This window comes from Marinobacter sp. G5_S1_61_S3, assembly GCF_054968585.1.
Genome location: NZ_JBQKUK010000003.1, coordinates 139,608 through 155,797, shown reverse-complemented (window position 1 = coordinate 155,797; position 16,190 = coordinate 139,608). Strand labels below are relative to the sequence as shown.

Genomic DNA, 16,190 nt, shown 5'->3' with positions numbered 1-16,190 from the left:
TTGTCTTGCCGATAAACAAGCCTAGGCCATGATTTATTATCTGTCTACATTGTGTCTACATAACTTGACGGCGAAAGCCAACCAACTTCTAGGGTAGCTGTAACTAATTGAAATATATGGTGCCCGGAGCCGGAATCGAACCGGCACAGCCTTACGGCCGAGAGATTTTAAGTCTCTTGTGTCTACCTATTCCACCATCCGGGCATTCGGAGGGGGTTGTGAGGAGCTTTTGAGGGGCAGGATTGTATAAGGCCGCGCCCGGTAACGCAATTGGGATTGCGGTGGAGGTGTTTTTAGCTAGGTTGCTGAGGCTTCCGCGCCCTGCCCTTGTAGATATAGCCAGCGAATTTCGGGGCCTTGGGCACGTATAGGTTTTCCAGTTCGGTGATCTCAAACCCCGCTTCCCGGATCAGTTCCGCAATCGGTCGGTTAAGGTGGCAGCCTCCGGCGATTTTCTTCCAGCCTGGGGTGATGCGGTGTTGCCATTTGCACACGCCCTCGTCCGGCGATTCTCCGTGTTCCAGGAATAGCAATTCGCCGTCGGGCTTGAGTACCCGCTTCATTTGATCCAGCGCGGCTCGCCAATCGGGGATGGTGCATAGGGTGAACGTAAGCAGTACCGTGTCGACGCTGTTGTCTGGTAGCGGAATTTGCTCGCCCGGTAAGTCCAGCCATTCCACGGCAACGCTGGATCTGGCCAGGTTGTCCTGTGCCTTTCGCCGCATGCCTTCGGACGGTTCCAGGCCGTAGACGAGGCTAACGGTATCCGGGTTGTAGAACTCCAGATTAATGCCCGAGCCCATACCCACTTCCAGCACAGTGCCGTTTGCCTTCGGCACCACTTGGCTGCGCAGCTTCATTACCTGCCCTACTGAGCAGGAGTAATCGATCAGGTGTGGCAGTATTCGCTCGTCGTAGAAACCCATGGAGCCTTCCTATACTTGTTTTAAATCAAGGGGTGCGACATTCTGTCCCTTGGTTTTCCCTGTGCTACGGGTAGCATGGCTACTATCTGCCGGTAAAACAACACTACAACCCAGCCAAGGCAGCGGCCAAGCGGGCGCCAAGCTCGTTTATTCTGTTCACTGTAGTGTCCGGAGGTTCCGCATGGAACTTGATCCCGTCCTTCTGTCGCGAATCCAGTTTGCGTTCGTGGTGTCCTTCCACGCTATCTTTCCGGTGTTTACCATCGGGCTTGCGTCCTACATTGCAGTGCTCGAGGGCCTGGCATTTAAAACCAACAACCCTTCCTGGGCAAAACTCTCTGCCTTTTGGACCAAGGTGTTCGCGGTGGTGTTTGGCATGGGCGTGGTGTCGGGCATTGTGATGTCCTTCCAGTTCGGCACCAACTGGAGCAACTTTGCCCAGGCGTCCGCCAACTTCCTGGGGCCGATGCTGAGTTATGAAGTGGTCACCGCCTTCTTCCTCGAGGCAGCCTTCCTGGGCGTGCTGCTGTTCGGGCGCGACAAGGTGCCTGCCGGGGTTCACCTTTTTGCGGCAGTGATGGTGGCCACGGGCACCTTTATATCGTCGTTCTGGATCCTGTCAGCCAATAGCTGGATGCATACCCCCGCCGGTACGGAATTCAGGGATGGGGTGTTCTTTGTCACCTCCTGGAGCGAGGCGATATTCAATCCATCCTTTCCTTATCGCTTTTCCCACATGGTGGTGGCCTCGTTCCTGACTGGCTCGTTCGTGGTGGCGGGTGTCAGTGCCTGGTATCTGCTTCGCAAACGTGAGGTTGAGGCGAACCGACGCGCGTTGTCCATGAGCCTGTGGCTGATTCTGGTTCTTGCCCCCACCCAGGCGGTTATCGGGGATTTCCATGGCCTGAACACGCTGGAACACCAGCCCATGAAGGTCGCCGCCATGGAAGGCAACTGGGAAACCTCGCGTAATGTGCCGCTGCTGTTGTTCGCGATTCCCGATCAGGAAAACCAGACCAACCGGTACGAGGTAGCCATTCCCAGCCTGGCCAGCCTGATCCTCACCCATGAGTGGGACGGCGAAGTGCCCGGGCTGAACGAAGTCACGGTGGACGAGCAGCCGCCGGTCGCAATCGTGTTCTGGTCATTCCGGGTGATGGTTGGCCTGGGCATGCTGATGATCCTCTTTGGCCTGGCCGGCCTGGTATTGCGGGCCGGTGGCCGATACTGGCAAACCCCCTGGTTCCTGCAAGGGTTGCGCTTTATGAGCCTGACACCCTTTGTGGCGGTACTGGCCGGCTGGTTTGTTACGGAAATTGGCCGCGCGCCCTGGCTGGTGTATGGGCTGATGAACCAGAGCGAGTCGGTTACGCCGTCATTAACCGGCGGTATGGCGCTGTTCTCACTGATTGGCTACATCGTGGTCTATGCTTTGGTGTTCAGTTCCGGTGTCTATTACCTGATGCGGGTGCTGTACGTGGGCATGGAAGACGAAGACGCAGAGGAAGGCCATGAAGCCGAACGGCCGAAACGTCCCTTCTCGGCCACCCATGTGCCGTTTGAGATTGATGATAACGGTCGTCAAAAGCCACTGAACCAGGGAGGCCACTGATTATGGAACTGTTCGATCTGGCCCTGATCTGGGCGTTTATTATCGGTTTCGGCATTATTATGTATGTGCTGATGGACGGGTTTGACCTGGGCATTGGCATTCTCTTTCCCTTCGCGCCGAAAGAAGAAGACCGGGACACCATGATGAACACGGTGGCACCGGTCTGGGATGGCAACGAAACCTGGCTGGTGCTAGGCGGGGCGGGCCTGTTGGCGGCGTTTCCACTGGTTTACTCCACCATTCTGCCGGCGCTGTACATTGGTGTATTCCTGCTGCTGGCCGGTCTGATCTTTCGCGGGGTGGCGTTTGAGTTCCGCTTCAAGGCCAGAACCTCGCGCTATCTCTGGAACTGGGCCTTCGCCGGTGGCTCCACGGTGGCTTCGTTTGCCCAGGGCGCCGTGGTGGGTGCCTATATCCAGGGCTTTGAGATTACCAACCGGGTCTATACCGGCGGTGCGCTGGATTGGCTGACCCCTTTCACGGTGCTGACCGGTTTCGGTCTGATGGCCGGCTATGCGTTGCTGGGCTCCACTTGGCTGATCATGAAAACCGAGGGCCGCCTGCAGGACTGGGCGTATCGGATCACCATTCCGCTGCTGCTGGGTGTGTTGGTCGTGTTCGCGATGATCAGCGTCTGGACGCCGTTTGTGGATGAAGCGGTGAAAAACCGCTGGTTCTCCAACCTGAGCATTATCTGGATATTGCCCGTGCTCGCCCTGCTCTGTGCCTTTCAGATCTTCCGGTCAGTTCGGAACCGGTTTGAAGGCATGCCGTTTGTCGCCACGGTGGGGCTGTTCATCTTTACCTACCTGGGCTTGATCGTCAGCCGCTGGCCCTATGTGGTGCCGCCGGAATACACGCTCTGGGACGCCTCCTCCGCGTACGGCTCACAGTTGTTCCTGCTGCTGGGGCTGCTGTTCGTGATTCCCATTGTGCTGGTCTACACCGCCTGGACCTATTGGGTGTTCCGGGGCAAGGTACGGGCTGGCGAGGGATACCACTAGGTGGCTGAACAAGCCGAGTCAAAACGTTGGCTGGGGGCACTTGCCGCCCACAGCCGGCGGCTGATCCTGGCGACGGTATCCGCTGGCGTTGTGGTGGCCCTTGCCACCATCGCGCAAATGGCGTTCCTGGCGGGCATTGTTCACCAGGGTATTGTGGATGAGATACCAGTGGCGGAACTGTCGCTGCTGTTCACCGGTGCCATTGTCGCCATATTGATCCGCGGTGTGGCTCAGGGGTTACAGACCCGCTACGCAGCCCGCTGCAGCCGTGAGGTGCGTAGCGAGGTTCGCCATAGTATCAACCGGTGCTGGCAGGCCAGCGGGCCGGTTTCGATGAGCCAGACCTCCGCCGGCACCCTGGCGCGGGAATGGCTTGACCACACCGACGCCCTGCATGGGTATTTCGCCCGTTTCCTGCCCCAGATGATGCTCGCGGTGGTGGTGCCGCTGATGATCCTGGTGGTGGTATTTTCACTGGACTGGCTCGCGGGAATCTTCCTCCTGCTGTCCGCCCCATTGATACCATTGTTCATGGCACTGGTCGGGATGGGCGCGGAAAAGCTCAACCAGCAGCATTTCCAGACCATCGGTCGTTTGTCCGGCCAGTTTCTGGATAAGGTTCGGGGATTGACCACCCTGCAGTTGTTCGGCCAGACCGCTCCAGCTGCAAAAACCCTGCGCAAGCGATCCGACGAATACCGCCGCATCACCATGAAAACCCTGAAGATTGCGTTCCTGTCCTCAGCGGTATTGGAGTTCTTCTCCTCCGTGGCCATTGCCGTCGTGGCCATTTACATCGGCTTCGGGTTGCTGGGGTACATCACCTTTGGACCGTCCAGCGACCTGACACTGTTTTCCGGGTTGTTGATCCTGCTGCTTGCCCCGGAGTTCTTCCAGCCTCTGCGATTGTTGTCCCAGCATTATCATGATCGCGCTGCGGCGATGGGTGCCAGTTCTGAAATCGTCGATCGGTTGCAGGGAGTTGATGAACCACAACCGCAGGCAGAGCCCCGTCACCAGCCGGAATCTCCCGATATTGTGGCCATTCGTGACGTTGCTCTTGCCTACGATGCCGTCAGGCCGGTGTTGGACGGCGTGTCTCTGGTGATCAACAAAGGCGATGTCATCGCCCTCACCGGGCCTTCCGGTGGCGGCAAAACCTCGCTCTTGCATCTGTTGGCCGGCTTCATGAGACCAGACCGGGGGCGTATTTCAGTGTTTGGAGAACGTGCCGGCGACGAGGCCTTTGGCTGGCTGGGTCAGTCCCCCTTCCTGGTGCATGGTACCTGGGCCGACAACCTGCGCCTGACCACGCCGGACGCGACCGACATCGCCATAGAAACCGCCTTGCATCACGTTGGCCTGGAAAGCCTGATCAAAGGCCGGGAACGGGGAATCTACAGCGCCATTACCGAAGACGGCCAGGGGCTCTCCGGCGGGCAGGCACGCCGCTTGAGCCTGGCGCGGGTGTTTGTGGCCAGTTACGACCTGATACTGCTGGATGAGCCCACAGCGGGGCTGGACAGTGACAGCGAAATATACGTGCTGGAAGCGCTGCACAAGCTGGCGCTGGCCGGTAAGACTCTGGTTTTCGCCACTCACCACCAGGCACTGCTGACACTGGCCAACCGTACCTTGCTGGTGACGGAAGGAGGCGTTGCAGATGCGTGAGCTTGGCCCCTGGTTGGCATTGATTTTCCGTCGCCCCGGTCGCCTGGTGACCGGCGGCTTACTCATACTGGCCACCCTGCTTGCGGGTATGGGGCTGCTGGCATTGTCGGGCTGGTTTATTACCGCCACGGCGCTCTCCGGCATCCTGTTGGCAGCCGGTGTGCAGGCGTCCATCAATCTGTATGTCCCTGGTGGTGGCATTCGCTTCTTTGCCGTGGCGCGAACGGTCGCGCGGTATGCCGAGCGGGTATACAACCACGATACCGTGCTGCGCCTGCTGACGGATATCCGAGTGGCCCTGTTCGAGCGTTTATCCACCGCCGGCCGGGACCGGAGAACCCGTTTACGCGGCCCGCAATGGCTATCCCGCCTGACCAACGACGTGGATGCCCTGGACACGCTGTATCTGCGCCTGATCGCACCTACGGCCCTTGCTGCTTTGGTAACGGCGATACTGCTGATCGCCGCGTGGTTGATGTATCGCGGGGAACTGGCCGTCGGCCTTGCTCTGGTGCTGGTACCGGCATTTTTGGTAGCAACGCTGCTGGTTTACCTGCGAACCCGGCATCTGGTCTACCAGCAGACGGCGGCCCGCGAACGGGTAAGAACAGACGTCATCGAGCACATCGAGGGGTTCGGGGAACTCACCGCCGCAGGACGCATTGGCAAACATGCCGCCCTGTGCCTGCGCCAGGCGGGACAGATCACCCGCAACGAAGCCCGCACTGACACGCGCACCGGCTGGAACCTCGGGCTATCCCAGGTCATGGTGAACCTGTCGGTGGTGCTCGCGCTGTGGATGGGGCTAGAGTTGTTCCAGGCAGGGGCGGTGACAGGCCCGATGGTTGTGCTGCTGCCAATCGCCCTCCTCGGTTTACAGGAAATCTATTCGATGCTTCCGGATGCATTCGCGCGCCTGGGGGGCACGCTCGCATCTGCTGCGGCGCTCAACCGGGACTGCGCTCCAGATCCCTCCCAAGGTGCGCACGAACAACAGCCACATCGCAGTGACTGTGCCCTAGAACTCGAGCGTGTGACGATCCGTTTCAGCGACCATGCGCCGGTGCTCAGTCATTTCGATATGGTGGTCGCTAAGGGCGAATGGGTGGGAATCATTGGCCACTCCGGCGCGGGAAAATCCTCACTGGCGGATATCATCGCAGGCCTTGAGACGCCGGCAGTCGGGCGTGTTCACGCGTTACCGCTGGCCTATCTGACACAGAAAACCGTACTGTTCGATGACACCCTGAAAGCCAATCTGCTGATCGGCCGCCCAGACGCCACGGATGCGGACCTCTGGCGGGTTTTGGAGCTGGTGGCGATGGCAGACCGGTTTGTCCACGAACCGGCACAGCTGAACTCCTGGCTGGGCTCCATGGGTAGCCAGTTATCTGGCGGTGAAGCCCGGCGTATTGCACTGGCACGGGTGCTATTGAACAAAGCGCCGTTATTGATTCTGGACGAACCGTTCACCGGAGTGGACGCCGAAACCCGGAACAACATTGCGACGGGTATGAGGCAGTGGTTGGCAGGAAAAACGGTGGTGTCACTGGGGCACGCGCCGGAGGCCTTACCCGCCTCCGACCGTACCATCCGGCTGGCCTAGCGGCCTCAGCTGGTTTCCAGTACTTCGAAGGTCAGGCCAGCCTTGCTGGTCAGGCGCTCATAGAGCTTGCCATCAAGAAGCGACGATGGTGTCCAGAAACCGCCCTGTTTTTCGGCCGGTACATCAAACGCCAGGCTCATACCTGCCTCGCCCAGCATCTTGCCGGTTGAACCGTAACCGGGGTCGCGGTCACCCGTGACTTTGGTCTTGATGATCTTGCCGTCGGTCGTCTTGCCCACAAAGCGCAGATCGTAAAAGCCATTTTTCTGGGCTTCCGGGCTTGGGCCCTCGCCCGGCTTGGGCACGAACTTTTCCACCACCCAACGAGTTGGCTTGAACGCAGACGCGGTGAAGAAACCTCCAAGCGCGCCGGTAATTCCGTAAGCCGCGAGACGACCTTTCACACCACGACCAGTCATCATGGCCTCATCGTAGGTGAACTCCTTGCCATAACGAGCGTTCTGCAAAGCGTTGGAGCGATGGACGATCCGGGTGTTGATGGCCCCCATGACGAACGGCGCCAGCCAGACACCGAAGTCGTTATCGAACTCTGCGCCTTTCAGGCTCGGTTGACGGGTTTTGGAGCGGTGCTCCGGCGGGCAGATCGAAAACGGGTTGGCCAGCTCCTTACGCAGTTTCGGGTCGGCGGCCGCTTCCTTGGCGATGTTCATCATGCTGGCCACGGTGCCGCCGGAGAACTCGCCCTTGGCAATTTTGACCCGCATCCGCACGTCCTGGCACGGAGCGCCGAGGGTTTCCGCAGCTTTTTCCTGCAGGAACCATACCCCCATGTCTGATGGGATGGAATCAAAGCCACAACAGTGGACGATGCGGGCCCCGGAGGCCTTGGCTTTATCCTCGTAGGTGTCCACCATCTTGCGGATCCATTGCACTTCGCCGGTAAGGTCGCAATAGTCCGTACCGGTTTCAGCGCAGATTTTGACCAGCGGTTCGCCATACAGAGCATAGGGACCAACGGTTGAGATCACCACGCGTGTCTGGTCACACATGGCTTTCAGGGCGCTTTCATCGGCGGCGTCTGCCACAATGACGGGCAGCTCAGACGCCGACGGGCCCAGGCCCTGTTTGAGGGTGGCCAGCTTGCTTTCTGAGCGTCCGGCGATGGCCCAGCGAACGTCTTTGCCGATACCATAGGATTCCAACAGGTAACCGGTAAGGATCTGCCCCACGAAGCTGGTGGCACCGAATACCACGATGTCGTAGGTGGTGTCAGTCTTTGTGCTCATTCGTTGTCCTTAATCCATTTGGATCAATTATGAATTGGTGGCGGTCGACCGCGACGCTTTTGCACCCATCAATACCAGGAACAGCGCTACACCCAGGCCCCAGAAGCCGTTCAGTATCAGCCCGCCAACCCAGGTCTGGGCGGTGACAGCGATGCCCTTCAGCGGGAAGACCACCAGCATGGCGACGGCTGTCGGCCCGATGGCGCCTACTATTACATTACCCAACCAGAACTTAAAGCCGCCAAAGCGGCCAAGGATCGCCCAGAGCACGACTCCCCAAAGCCCGCCAAAGAAAGCCAGCGAGAAAACAGCGGGAATACCCAGCGGCGGAACCGCAGCCATGTTAAAGGGTGCGGATGGCACCATTCCCACGAAATAAAACACGGCAAACAGCCCCTGATGAAAGATCAGGGTGGCAAGAAGGCCACTGACAAATGCTTTTAACCAGATCATGTCACTATCCTTTCGTTTATTTCCCTGGAGGTTGCAACAAAACGTCGCATCGGCCAATCGAATCATCGTACCGATACTGCACACTCTGTCAGACTCAATGAACCCGAATCCCGGAGGTTAACCCATTGAACACCCTGCTTCTGGTACTGAGCCTCATACTTGCCACTCTCAGCGCCTGGCTGTTCTGGCAGGTACGTCTCCAGCAAAGATCCATTGGCAAGGCGATGGCTGAGAGCTATGGCCCTGATAATACACGGGAACCGGAGCTGATACTTACGCTGCGAGTAAAAGATCCGATTGCCCTGGCAAAACGCGAATCGAAGTCAGCCCGCATGTTGGCAGACCGTCTTCCGGTGATGGTGAAACGGCTGGTGTATCAGGAAGTCATGAAAGAGCTCGAACTGGAACTGGCCGAACGGGAAATCGACGTGGAAATGAAGCTCGAATACCGATAGGAGGCGCCATGGACATCGTATCACTGCTCAGTTTAAGCGCCATTGTGACCTCAACGGGGCTTATGGCGGTTGCGTTCCGACAACACAGCCGCAACACCCGAACTCTCCGTATCCTTCACTCCCAACGGATTTCGGCCAACAGCCATATCCAGAAAACCCGGATGGATCTGATGGAAACCCGAAACCGGGCCCGCTTGCTGGAGGAAACCGTCAAGAATGGCACCAGCGCGGTAGAGAAGGTTCACAAGGCCATTACCACCACAACGTTCAGCCTGATCGACCGCTTTTCAAGCAATGAGGAGTTCCGCGAAAACGCCCGTCGGGCGCGGGAAACCCACGACCAGACCAGTGACCAGATCTATCGCTCGGTGCACACCACCAACAAGGCGTTGCATATACTGGCGGACACCCTGTTTTTCGGTAAGAAGGAAAAACAGCTGACGGCACGAAAAAAGCCGAAAGACGAGCAATAAAAAAGGCACCCTAGGGTGCCTTTTTTAGTAGAGTCAGAAAGTTATAGGACTTTCTTCAACTCTTCTTCAAGCTGCGGAACCGCTTCAAACAGATCCGCGACCAGGCCGTAATCCGCCACCTGGAAGATCGGCGCTTCTTCGTCCTTGTTGATCGCAACGATCACCTTGGAGTCAGACATACCGGCCAGGTGCTGGATGGCGCCGGAGATACCAACCGCGATGTACAGCTGCGGTGCAACGATCTTACCGGTCTGGCCGACCTGCATGTCGTTGGGCACGAAGCCTGCGTCAACAGCCGCACGGGACGCACCAACAGCGGCGCCCATCAGATCGGCAACCTGCTCCAGCATCTTGAAGTTGTCGCCGTTCTGCATGCCACGGCCACCGGAAACCACGATACCCGCGCTTCCCAGGTCCGGACGGTCAGACTTGGCCAGCTCTTCGCCGACAAAGGTGGACAGGCCAGCGTCTTTAACCACGTCCAGCTGCTCAACGGCGGCGGAGCCACCTTCACCAGCCACCGGATCAAAGGCGGTCGGGCGTACGGTGATAACCTTGATGCTGTCAGCGGATTTCACCGTGGCAATGGCGTTACCAGCGTAAATCGGGCGAACGAAGGTGTCTTCGGACTCCACACGCATGATGTCAGAAACCTGGGCAACGTCCAGCAGCGCAGCAACGCGCGGCATGAAGTCTTTACCCGTGGTGCCGGCAGCGGCCAGGATATGGCTGTAGCCCTTGCCCACTTCGGCAACCAGCTCACCCAGGTTCTCGCCCAGGAAATGACCGTACGCAGCGTTGTCGGCAACCAGTACCTTGTTAACGCCTTCGGCCTTCGCAGCCGCTTCGCCTACAGCGCCGCAGTTCTCACCGGCAACCAGTACGTCGATGTCGCCGCCAATGGCCTTGGCAGCTGCGACTACGTTCAGGGTAGCCTGCTTCAGGCTGCTGTTATCATGTTCAGCAATTACAAGGATGCTCATTTAGATCACCTTCGCTTCGTTCTTCAGTTTGTCGACCAGCTCAGCTACGTCAGCGACCTTCACACCCGCCTGACGGGAAGCCGGAGCCTCAACCTTCAGGGTGGACAGACGCGGAGCAAGCTCAACACCCAGATCGGCCGGGCTCATGGCATCCAGCGGCTTCTTCTTGGCCTTCATGATGTTCGGCAGGGACGCGTAGCGCGGCTCGTTCAAGCGAAGATCGGTAGTCACAACCGCCGGCAGGTTCAGGGCCACGGTCATCAGGCCGCCGTCGACTTCGCGGGTCACGTTGACCTTCTCACCTTCGACAACCACTTCAGACGCGAATGTGCCCTGACCCATACCGGTCAGCGCGGCCAGCATCTGGCCTGTCTGGTTGTTGTCGGAATCGATGGACTGTTTGCCAAGAATGACGAGCTTGGGCTCTTCCTTCTCAACCACACTCTTGAGCAGCTTGGCCGCTTCGAGAGACTGAACCTCTTCGTCAGTTTCGATGTGGATACCCCGGTCAGCACCCAGTGCCAGAGCGGTACGGATTTGCTCCTGGCAGGCCTTCGGGCCGATGGATACCACCACGATTTCACTGGCAACGCCCTTTTCCTTCAAACGAACCGCTTCTTCAACAGCGATTTCGCAGAATGGGTTCATTGCCATCTTGACGTTGGCGAGATCAACGCCGGTGTTGTCCGGCTTGACGCGCACCTTCACGTTGTAGTCGATTACTCGTTTTACAGCGACCAGAACCTTCATAGATTCCTCGTTCTTCTACGATGAGTTTACAATTGAGAGCAGCACATACTTGCAGGATCTGCTGTCTGTCAGGGCGTCATAATACTGCAGGCAAAGGCTACCGGGGTCAATAGTCCCTATAGACGCTGCACCGCCGCGTCAATGGCCAATGAACACCTGTTGACTCCACCTGAGCGTGAGACGATACTAAAAAACGATTCAAAAAACACGTTTTGGCCCAGTGCCACCAAACAATGCCAAAGGTAGACCCAAATTTCAAACAAACGTTTGTTTGATTATTCAATTGCGGTATCCTTTTACTCTATTAAGGCAGGTGCTTTCGCTTTGAGGGAGTCGTCTATACGAGCTTTTACCGGTATGATGACGCCCCTAAGAATTTGCCTGTTGGCATCACTATAAAACAGATGAGGAGACCAACGTGGAACGCGAATCGATGGAATTTGATGTTCTGATCGTCGGCGGTGGGCCGGCTGGCCTCTCGGCAGCCTGTCGTGTCATGCAGATGGCCCAGGAAGCCGAGCAGGAACTGACCGTCTGCGTCGTTGAGAAGGGGTCCGAGATCGGCGCCCACATCATGGCTGGCACAGTGTTTGAGCCCACGGCCCTCAACGAGCTGTTCCCGGACTGGAAAGAGAAAGGCGCACCGCTGAACACGCCGGTCACCCGTGATGACATTTTCCTGCTAAAGAACCAGGAAGGCGCCATCAAGATTCCAAACGCCTTTGTGCCCAAGAACATGCACAACCACGGCAACTACATCATCAGCCTGGGCAACCTGTGCCGCTGGCTGGCCGAGCAAGCCGAAGGCCTGGGCGTTGAGGTGTATCCCGGTTTTGCCGCTTCCGAAACCATCGTAGAAGATGGCCAGGTCAAGGGCATTATCACCGGCGATATGGGTGTGGCCCGTGACGGCTCCGAAAAAGACGGCTTCATGCCGGGCATGGAACTACGTGCCAAGTACACCCTGTTTACCGAAGGCTGCCGTGGTCACCTGGGCAAGCGCCTGATCAACGATTTCAAGCTTGACGAAGGCAAAGACCCTCAGCACTACGGTATTGGTATCAAGGAATTGTGGGACATCGATCCGGCCAAGCATGAGCCAGGCCTGGTTATCCACACAACTGGCTGGCCGTTGAACGAATCCGGCTCTACCGGTGGCTCCTTCCTTTACCATCTGGAAAACGGCCAGGTATACGTTGGCCTGATCAGCGATCTGTCCTACAGCAACCCGCACATGAGCCCGTTCGACGAGTTCCAGCGCCTGAAGCTGCATCCGGAGATCAAGAAACACCTGGAAGGCGGCAAGCGAGTGGCCTATGGCGCCCGCGCCATCACCAAAGGTGGCTTCAACTCCCTGCCGAAGATGAGCTTCCCGGGCGGCCTGCTGCTGGGCTGTGACGCCGGCACCCTGAACAGCTCCAAGATCAAGGGCTCCCACACCGCCATGAAATCCGGCCTGCTGGGCGCAGAGGCAGTGTTTGAAGCGTTGAAGGACGGCAAGAGCGGTGAGGAAATCACCAGTTTCGAAGAGCGCTTCAAGGATAGCTGGCTCTATAAAGAGCTGTATGCCGAGCGCAACTTCAGCCCGGGCATGCACAAGTTCGGTAACTTCGTGGGCGGCGCGATTGCCTACTTCGAGCAGAACATTCTTCGGAGCAGTCTGCCGTTTACGTTCCACGACACGACTCCCGACTATGCCACGCTAAAGCCTGCGGACCAGGCCAAGAAGATCGATTATCCGAAGCCGGATAACAAACTGACCTTCGACAAGCTGTCCTCGGTGTTTATCTCCAACACCAACCATGAGGAAGATCAGCCGGTTCACCTGAAGCTGTCCAACCCGGACATTCCAATTAAGGATAACCTGCCGAAGTACAACGAGCCTGCGCAGCGCTACTGCCCGGCCGGCGTGTACGAAGTGGTTGAAGCGGATGACGGCAGTGGCAAGAAGTTCCAGATCAACGCGCAGAACTGCGTTCACTGCAAAACCTGCGACATCAAGGACCCGGCCCAGAACATCACCTGGGTGACGCCGGAAGGTGGCGGTGGTCCGAACTATCCGAACATGTAAATAGTTCTGGATAGCAAAAAAAACGGCCCCAACAGGGGCCGTTTTTTTATGAACAACTATGACGAGATCAGTGAGCGTGACCGTGCTCTTGCTCTTCGTCAGTTGCTTCGCGCGCTTCAACCACTTCCACGTCGAAGTGCAGGGTCTGGCCTGCCAGCGGGTGGTTGGCATCGATGGTGACGGTTTCGTCGCCTACTTCCACGACACGAACGACCTGGGGGCCACCCGGAGTCTGTGCCTGGAACTGCATGCCCGGCTCGATGGTGTCGACACCTTCAAACGCAGAACGTGGGACCGGCTGGACCAGTTCTTCGTTGACTTCGCCGTAACCTTCACCCGGCTCAACAGATACTTTAACCTGATCGCCAGCGTTCTTTTCGTTCAGCGCATTTTCCAGTCCGCCGATAATGTTCTGAGCACCTTCCAGATAGGACAGAGGCTCGCGACCTTCTACACGGGAGGAGTCCAGCTCTTCTCCCTGGTCGTTGGTGAGCGTGTAGTGGATGGTGACAACACGAGGTTGGGCCATGTGATCTCCTTGCGTGTCGCAATGACTGTTTGATGTAAATTTGGGCAATCGAAAGTGATCTTGAACAGCCAGACTGCACAGAGGGACTTACGACCACCGGGCCTCGTTAGAGAGCCAGGCTCGGTAACAAGTTCGAAAATACAGTTTAACAAGTGTCAGACTGCGTTTTCTACCGTGAGTTAGTTGGGACGGCGGCTGGTAATTCAACCGTTATCGGCAATTTTATAGAAATTTCCGCTACTCCAGACACCTATAACGGTATCTTCTCCGGAACTTTCTTCAGTCACCCGGTCGGCCAGATCGTAATAAGCGACCGTTACCAGCCTTGCCTCCACACCGTGGCGTAAACCGATGACCGGGCGTGGTTCGCTGGTTCCTTCATAAACCCCAATGTGCAGAGGGTGCTCGTCCCCAACTAACAGTGTCTCTCCTGTGTTGGTAGTTACTGACAGAACCTGATCCTTTCCACTGCCAGAGACTTCAAGAGAATGAGCAAGAATGGCCGTATCTTCGACAGTGATCCGCCACTTCTCAACCGGCGTCACCAGATAATGGTGCCCGTCACTTTCCTGCCGCAGAATCGTCGAGAACAGCTTAACAATGGCGTCCCGGCCGATGGGCTTGCCCTGATACAGCCACTGCCCGTCACGGGCAATCACGATATCAATGTCTCCGGACAGCTCCGGGTTCCATGTTTCGAGCGGTGGCAGGCCTTTTCCGGGAGCCTGTGCACTTTCCACTTGTTGCGCAATTGTCTCGGGCTTCTGGCTCATAAAGGTTATTCCTGTGTGGTTTCACAGAAACTATGGGCGCTGGGGCACCGATTTTAAAGGTCTTATGAGAGATTTCAGGGTAGGAATTGTGCCCGCAAGTCGGCGCAGCCCGGACCCGCTACGGGCATTTCGAGAACCACTGCCTGAGCGGTCATAAAGGGGATGCCCTTACGATGACCATCCACCAGGAGTGTCGAAAGGCTGCCAACAAAGGGCATATGAGAAATCAGCAATAACGGAGAGGGAGCGGATTCGATCAACTCATCCAGACAACGGCCGGGATCATCATCCGGCGTAATATAATCCTTTTCCGTGACCGGGCAATTCAGAATCTCAGACGCAATCGCTGCGGTTTGCCGGGCCCTGACCAATGGGCTGCACCAAATAAATTCAGGGCGCCAGGGCGACTCCGCAATCTGAGCGGCTACGTCCGCCACCCCGTGGCGACCAAACTCCGTCAGCTCACGCTCCCTGTCGAGAGTGTGCCAACCGGCCTCACCATGGCGCATGACGATCAAGTGCACTGGCTTTCCCTCCGGCTAACCCGAACCTTACTGACTGATGGTTCGTGGAAGAATGAATTCCACATCTGAATTCTGGACCGACATCATCAGACTGTTGATCACTGCACTGATCGAGGCGCCATCGTAAAGAATCTCATAGAGCCCTCGAACCAAAGGCATGTAGATACCAATCGCCTCGGATTTCTCCTTGACCAGTTTCAGGGTATAGATGCCCTCGGCCACCTGGCCCAACTCCGAGACCGCCTCATCCAGCGCCTGGCCGTTACCTACGGCGTAACCAACACGGTAGTTCCTGCTTTTCGGAGACGTACAGGTCACGATAAGATCCCCTACCCCCGCAAGGCCCATAAACGTCATGGGGTTGGCCCCCAGGCTGACCGCAAACCGGCTCATTTCCGCCAGCCCGCGGGTAATCAGCATCGCTTTGGCGTTTTCTCCCAGATTCCGCGCTGACGCCAGCCCGGCAACGATGGCGTAGATATTCTTCAGTGCACCGGCCAGCTCGACGCCATACACATCCACATTGGCGTAGACCCGCAGATATTCGCAGCCAAGCAGTTCCTGAACCGTGCGGCGCACGTCAGGGTCCTTGGCTGCGATAACGGTTGCCGTGAGGTCCTGACTGACGATTTCACCAGCCAGATTGGGACCGCTGAGCACACCAATGCGGGAACGCGGAATTTCTTCCTGAAGGATTTCGCTCATCAGCTTGAAGCCATGCTCTTCGATGCCCTTGGTCAGGCTGACAACGATCTGCCCTTCCCGGAACTCAGAGCTGTTTTCACGAATGACGGAGCGGAAGGCTTTGCTGGGAATGGCCACAAAGACAATTTCAGCCTTACCGACCGCTTCCGGCAGGCTGGTAGTCGGTTGAATATCACCAGTTAGGGTGACATCCGGCATATAGCGGCTGTTGATACCGGTGTTGCGGATTTCATCCGCCTGGGCTTCGTCCCTCATCCAGAAATGGACGGTATGGCCATTCTCCCCCAGCACTTTGGCCATGGCAGAACCGAAACTGCCACCGCCGAGAACCGCTACATCATGGCCGGTCTGGGAAACGTCGGTGGGCCCACGGTTATTTTTCTCAGGCATAGTCGTTCCGTTATGTTT

The 16,190-nt window shown here is 57.4% G+C and carries 16 protein-coding genes and 1 tRNA gene; 7 read left to right on the top strand and 10 right to left on the bottom strand.

The window, feature by feature from the left end; translation table 11 throughout:
• Positions 1–117: 117 nt before the first annotated feature.
• Together ACTRWH_RS03630 and ACTRWH_RS03625 are read right to left on the bottom strand one after the other, a co-directional pair.
• Positions 118–204 (bottom strand) — tRNA-Leu (locus tag ACTRWH_RS03630).
• Positions 205–293: 89 nt separating this feature from the next.
• Positions 294–926: a class I SAM-dependent methyltransferase gene (locus tag ACTRWH_RS03625; protein ID WP_462825901.1), complete on the bottom strand. Its 633-nt coding sequence runs from the start codon at positions 924–926 to the stop codon at positions 294–296.
• A gap of 181 nt (positions 927–1,107) precedes the next feature.
• On the opposite strand from ACTRWH_RS03625, the gene ACTRWH_RS03620 reads away from it, so the two are divergent.
• Genes ACTRWH_RS03620 through cydC form a run of 4 tightly spaced genes read left to right on the top strand, consistent with a single transcriptional unit; the run spans position 1,108 to position 6,819 of the window.
• Positions 1,108–2,538 (top strand): cytochrome ubiquinol oxidase subunit I, encoded by a 1,431-nt coding sequence (locus ACTRWH_RS03620; RefSeq protein WP_036207365.1) that lies wholly within the window; start codon positions 1,108–1,110, stop codon positions 2,536–2,538.
• Between the two features lie 2 nt (positions 2,539–2,540).
• Positions 2,541–3,542 (top strand): cytochrome d ubiquinol oxidase subunit II, encoded by a 1,002-nt coding sequence (cydB, locus tag ACTRWH_RS03615; protein WP_036207368.1) that lies wholly within the window; start codon positions 2,541–2,543, stop codon positions 3,540–3,542.
• Positions 3,543–5,213: a thiol reductant ABC exporter subunit CydD gene (gene cydD / locus ACTRWH_RS03610; RefSeq protein WP_462825900.1), complete on the top strand. Its 1,671-nt coding sequence runs from the start codon at positions 3,543–3,545 to the stop codon at positions 5,211–5,213.
• Positions 5,206–6,819 carry a thiol reductant ABC exporter subunit CydC gene (cydC, locus tag ACTRWH_RS03605; protein ID WP_462825899.1) on the top strand — a complete coding sequence of 538 codons (1,614 nt, stop codon included), beginning with the start codon at positions 5,206–5,208 and terminating at the stop codon, positions 6,817–6,819. Before cydD ends, cydC begins: the two co-directional genes overlap by 8 nt.
• Before the next feature lie 5 nt (positions 6,820–6,824).
• Here cydC and ACTRWH_RS03600 read toward each other — a convergent pair whose 3' ends face one another.
• Complete coding sequence (locus ACTRWH_RS03600; RefSeq protein ID WP_036207377.1) at positions 6,825–8,066, bottom strand: saccharopine dehydrogenase family protein; 1,242 nt, start codon at positions 8,064–8,066, stop codon at positions 6,825–6,827.
• 27 nt (positions 8,067–8,093) lie between these two features.
• Positions 8,094–8,519, bottom strand: coding sequence for a hypothetical protein (locus tag ACTRWH_RS03595; protein ID WP_036207380.1), 426 nt, complete (start codon positions 8,517–8,519; stop codon positions 8,094–8,096).
• Between the two features lie 125 nt (positions 8,520–8,644).
• Here ACTRWH_RS03595 and ACTRWH_RS03590 point away from each other — a divergent pair, with 125 nt between their 5' ends.
• Positions 8,645–8,974, top strand: a complete 330-nt coding sequence (locus tag ACTRWH_RS03590; RefSeq protein ID WP_036207383.1) for a hypothetical protein — start codon at positions 8,645–8,647, stop codon at positions 8,972–8,974.
• An 8-nt stretch (positions 8,975–8,982) separates the two neighbouring features.
• A complete protein-coding gene (locus tag ACTRWH_RS03585; protein ID WP_036207386.1) occupies positions 8,983–9,447 on the top strand; it encodes a hypothetical protein in 465 nt (154 codons plus the stop codon).
• Positions 9,448–9,488: 41 nt separating this feature from the next.
• Here the strand turns inward: ACTRWH_RS03585 and ACTRWH_RS03580 are convergent, their stop codons facing one another.
• Together ACTRWH_RS03580 and ACTRWH_RS03575 are read right to left on the bottom strand one after the other, a co-directional pair.
• Positions 9,489–10,430 carry an electron transfer flavoprotein subunit alpha/FixB family protein gene (locus tag ACTRWH_RS03580; protein ID WP_036207389.1) on the bottom strand — a complete coding sequence of 314 codons (942 nt, stop codon included), beginning with the start codon at positions 10,428–10,430 and terminating at the stop codon, positions 9,489–9,491.
• Complete coding sequence (locus tag ACTRWH_RS03575; protein ID WP_036207392.1) at positions 10,431–11,180, bottom strand: electron transfer flavoprotein subunit beta/FixA family protein; 750 nt, start codon at positions 11,178–11,180, stop codon at positions 10,431–10,433.
• Between the two features lie 418 nt (positions 11,181–11,598).
• Between ACTRWH_RS03575 and ACTRWH_RS03570 the strand changes: the two genes are divergently transcribed.
• Positions 11,599–13,251, top strand: a complete 1,653-nt coding sequence (locus ACTRWH_RS03570; RefSeq protein ID WP_462825898.1) for a 4Fe-4S dicluster domain-containing protein — start codon at positions 11,599–11,601, stop codon at positions 13,249–13,251.
• Between the two features lie 67 nt (positions 13,252–13,318).
• Here the strand turns inward: ACTRWH_RS03570 and ACTRWH_RS03565 are convergent, their stop codons facing one another.
• From ACTRWH_RS03565 to ACTRWH_RS03550, 4 genes are all read right to left on the bottom strand, one after another.
• Complete coding sequence (locus ACTRWH_RS03565) at positions 13,319–13,780, bottom strand: FKBP-type peptidyl-prolyl cis-trans isomerase (RefSeq protein WP_007152117.1); 462 nt, start codon at positions 13,778–13,780, stop codon at positions 13,319–13,321.
• A 203-nt stretch (positions 13,781–13,983) separates the two neighbouring features.
• Positions 13,984–14,553, bottom strand: a complete 570-nt coding sequence (locus tag ACTRWH_RS03560; protein ID WP_462825897.1) for a DUF1285 domain-containing protein — start codon at positions 14,551–14,553, stop codon at positions 13,984–13,986.
• Between the two features lie 74 nt (positions 14,554–14,627).
• Complete coding sequence (locus ACTRWH_RS03555) at positions 14,628–15,077, bottom strand: SixA phosphatase family protein (protein WP_036207403.1); 450 nt, start codon at positions 15,075–15,077, stop codon at positions 14,628–14,630.
• A gap of 27 nt (positions 15,078–15,104) precedes the next feature.
• Positions 15,105–16,172 (bottom strand): NAD(P)H-dependent glycerol-3-phosphate dehydrogenase, encoded by a 1,068-nt coding sequence (locus ACTRWH_RS03550; RefSeq protein ID WP_286810015.1) that lies wholly within the window; start codon positions 16,170–16,172, stop codon positions 15,105–15,107.
• Between the last annotated feature and the right edge of the window lie 18 nt (positions 16,173–16,190).

Excerpts from the sequence above, each read along its gene's own strand:
- ACTRWH_RS03625 (WP_462825901.1), bottom strand. The coding sequence starts at position 926 with ATGGGTTTCTACGACGAGCGAATACTGCCACACCTGATCGATTACTCC.
- ACTRWH_RS03620 (WP_036207365.1), top strand. The coding sequence starts at position 1,108 with ATGGAACTTGATCCCGTCCTTCTGTCGCGAATCCAGTTTGCGTTCGTG.
- cydB (WP_036207368.1), top strand. The coding sequence starts at position 2,541 with ATGGAACTGTTCGATCTGGCCCTGATCTGGGCGTTTATTATCGGTTTC.
- cydC (WP_462825899.1), top strand. The coding sequence starts at position 5,206 with ATGCGTGAGCTTGGCCCCTGGTTGGCATTGATTTTCCGTCGCCCCGGT.
- ACTRWH_RS03600 (WP_036207377.1), bottom strand. The coding sequence starts at position 8,066 with ATGAGCACAAAGACTGACACCACCTACGACATCGTGGTATTCGGTGCC.
- ACTRWH_RS03595 (WP_036207380.1), bottom strand. The coding sequence starts at position 8,519 with ATGATCTGGTTAAAAGCATTTGTCAGTGGCCTTCTTGCCACCCTGATC.
- ACTRWH_RS03585 (WP_036207386.1), top strand. The coding sequence starts at position 8,983 with ATGGACATCGTATCACTGCTCAGTTTAAGCGCCATTGTGACCTCAACG.
- ACTRWH_RS03580 (WP_036207389.1), bottom strand. The coding sequence starts at position 10,430 with ATGAGCATCCTTGTAATTGCTGAACATGATAACAGCAGCCTGAAGCAG.
- ACTRWH_RS03575 (WP_036207392.1), bottom strand. The coding sequence starts at position 11,180 with ATGAAGGTTCTGGTCGCTGTAAAACGAGTAATCGACTACAACGTGAAG.
- ACTRWH_RS03565 (WP_007152117.1), bottom strand. The coding sequence starts at position 13,780 with ATGGCCCAACCTCGTGTTGTCACCATCCACTACACGCTCACCAACGAC.
- ACTRWH_RS03560 (WP_462825897.1), bottom strand. The coding sequence starts at position 14,553 with ATGAGCCAGAAGCCCGAGACAATTGCGCAACAAGTGGAAAGTGCACAG.
- ACTRWH_RS03550 (WP_286810015.1), bottom strand. The coding sequence starts at position 16,172 with ATGCCTGAGAAAAATAACCGTGGGCCCACCGACGTTTCCCAGACCGGC.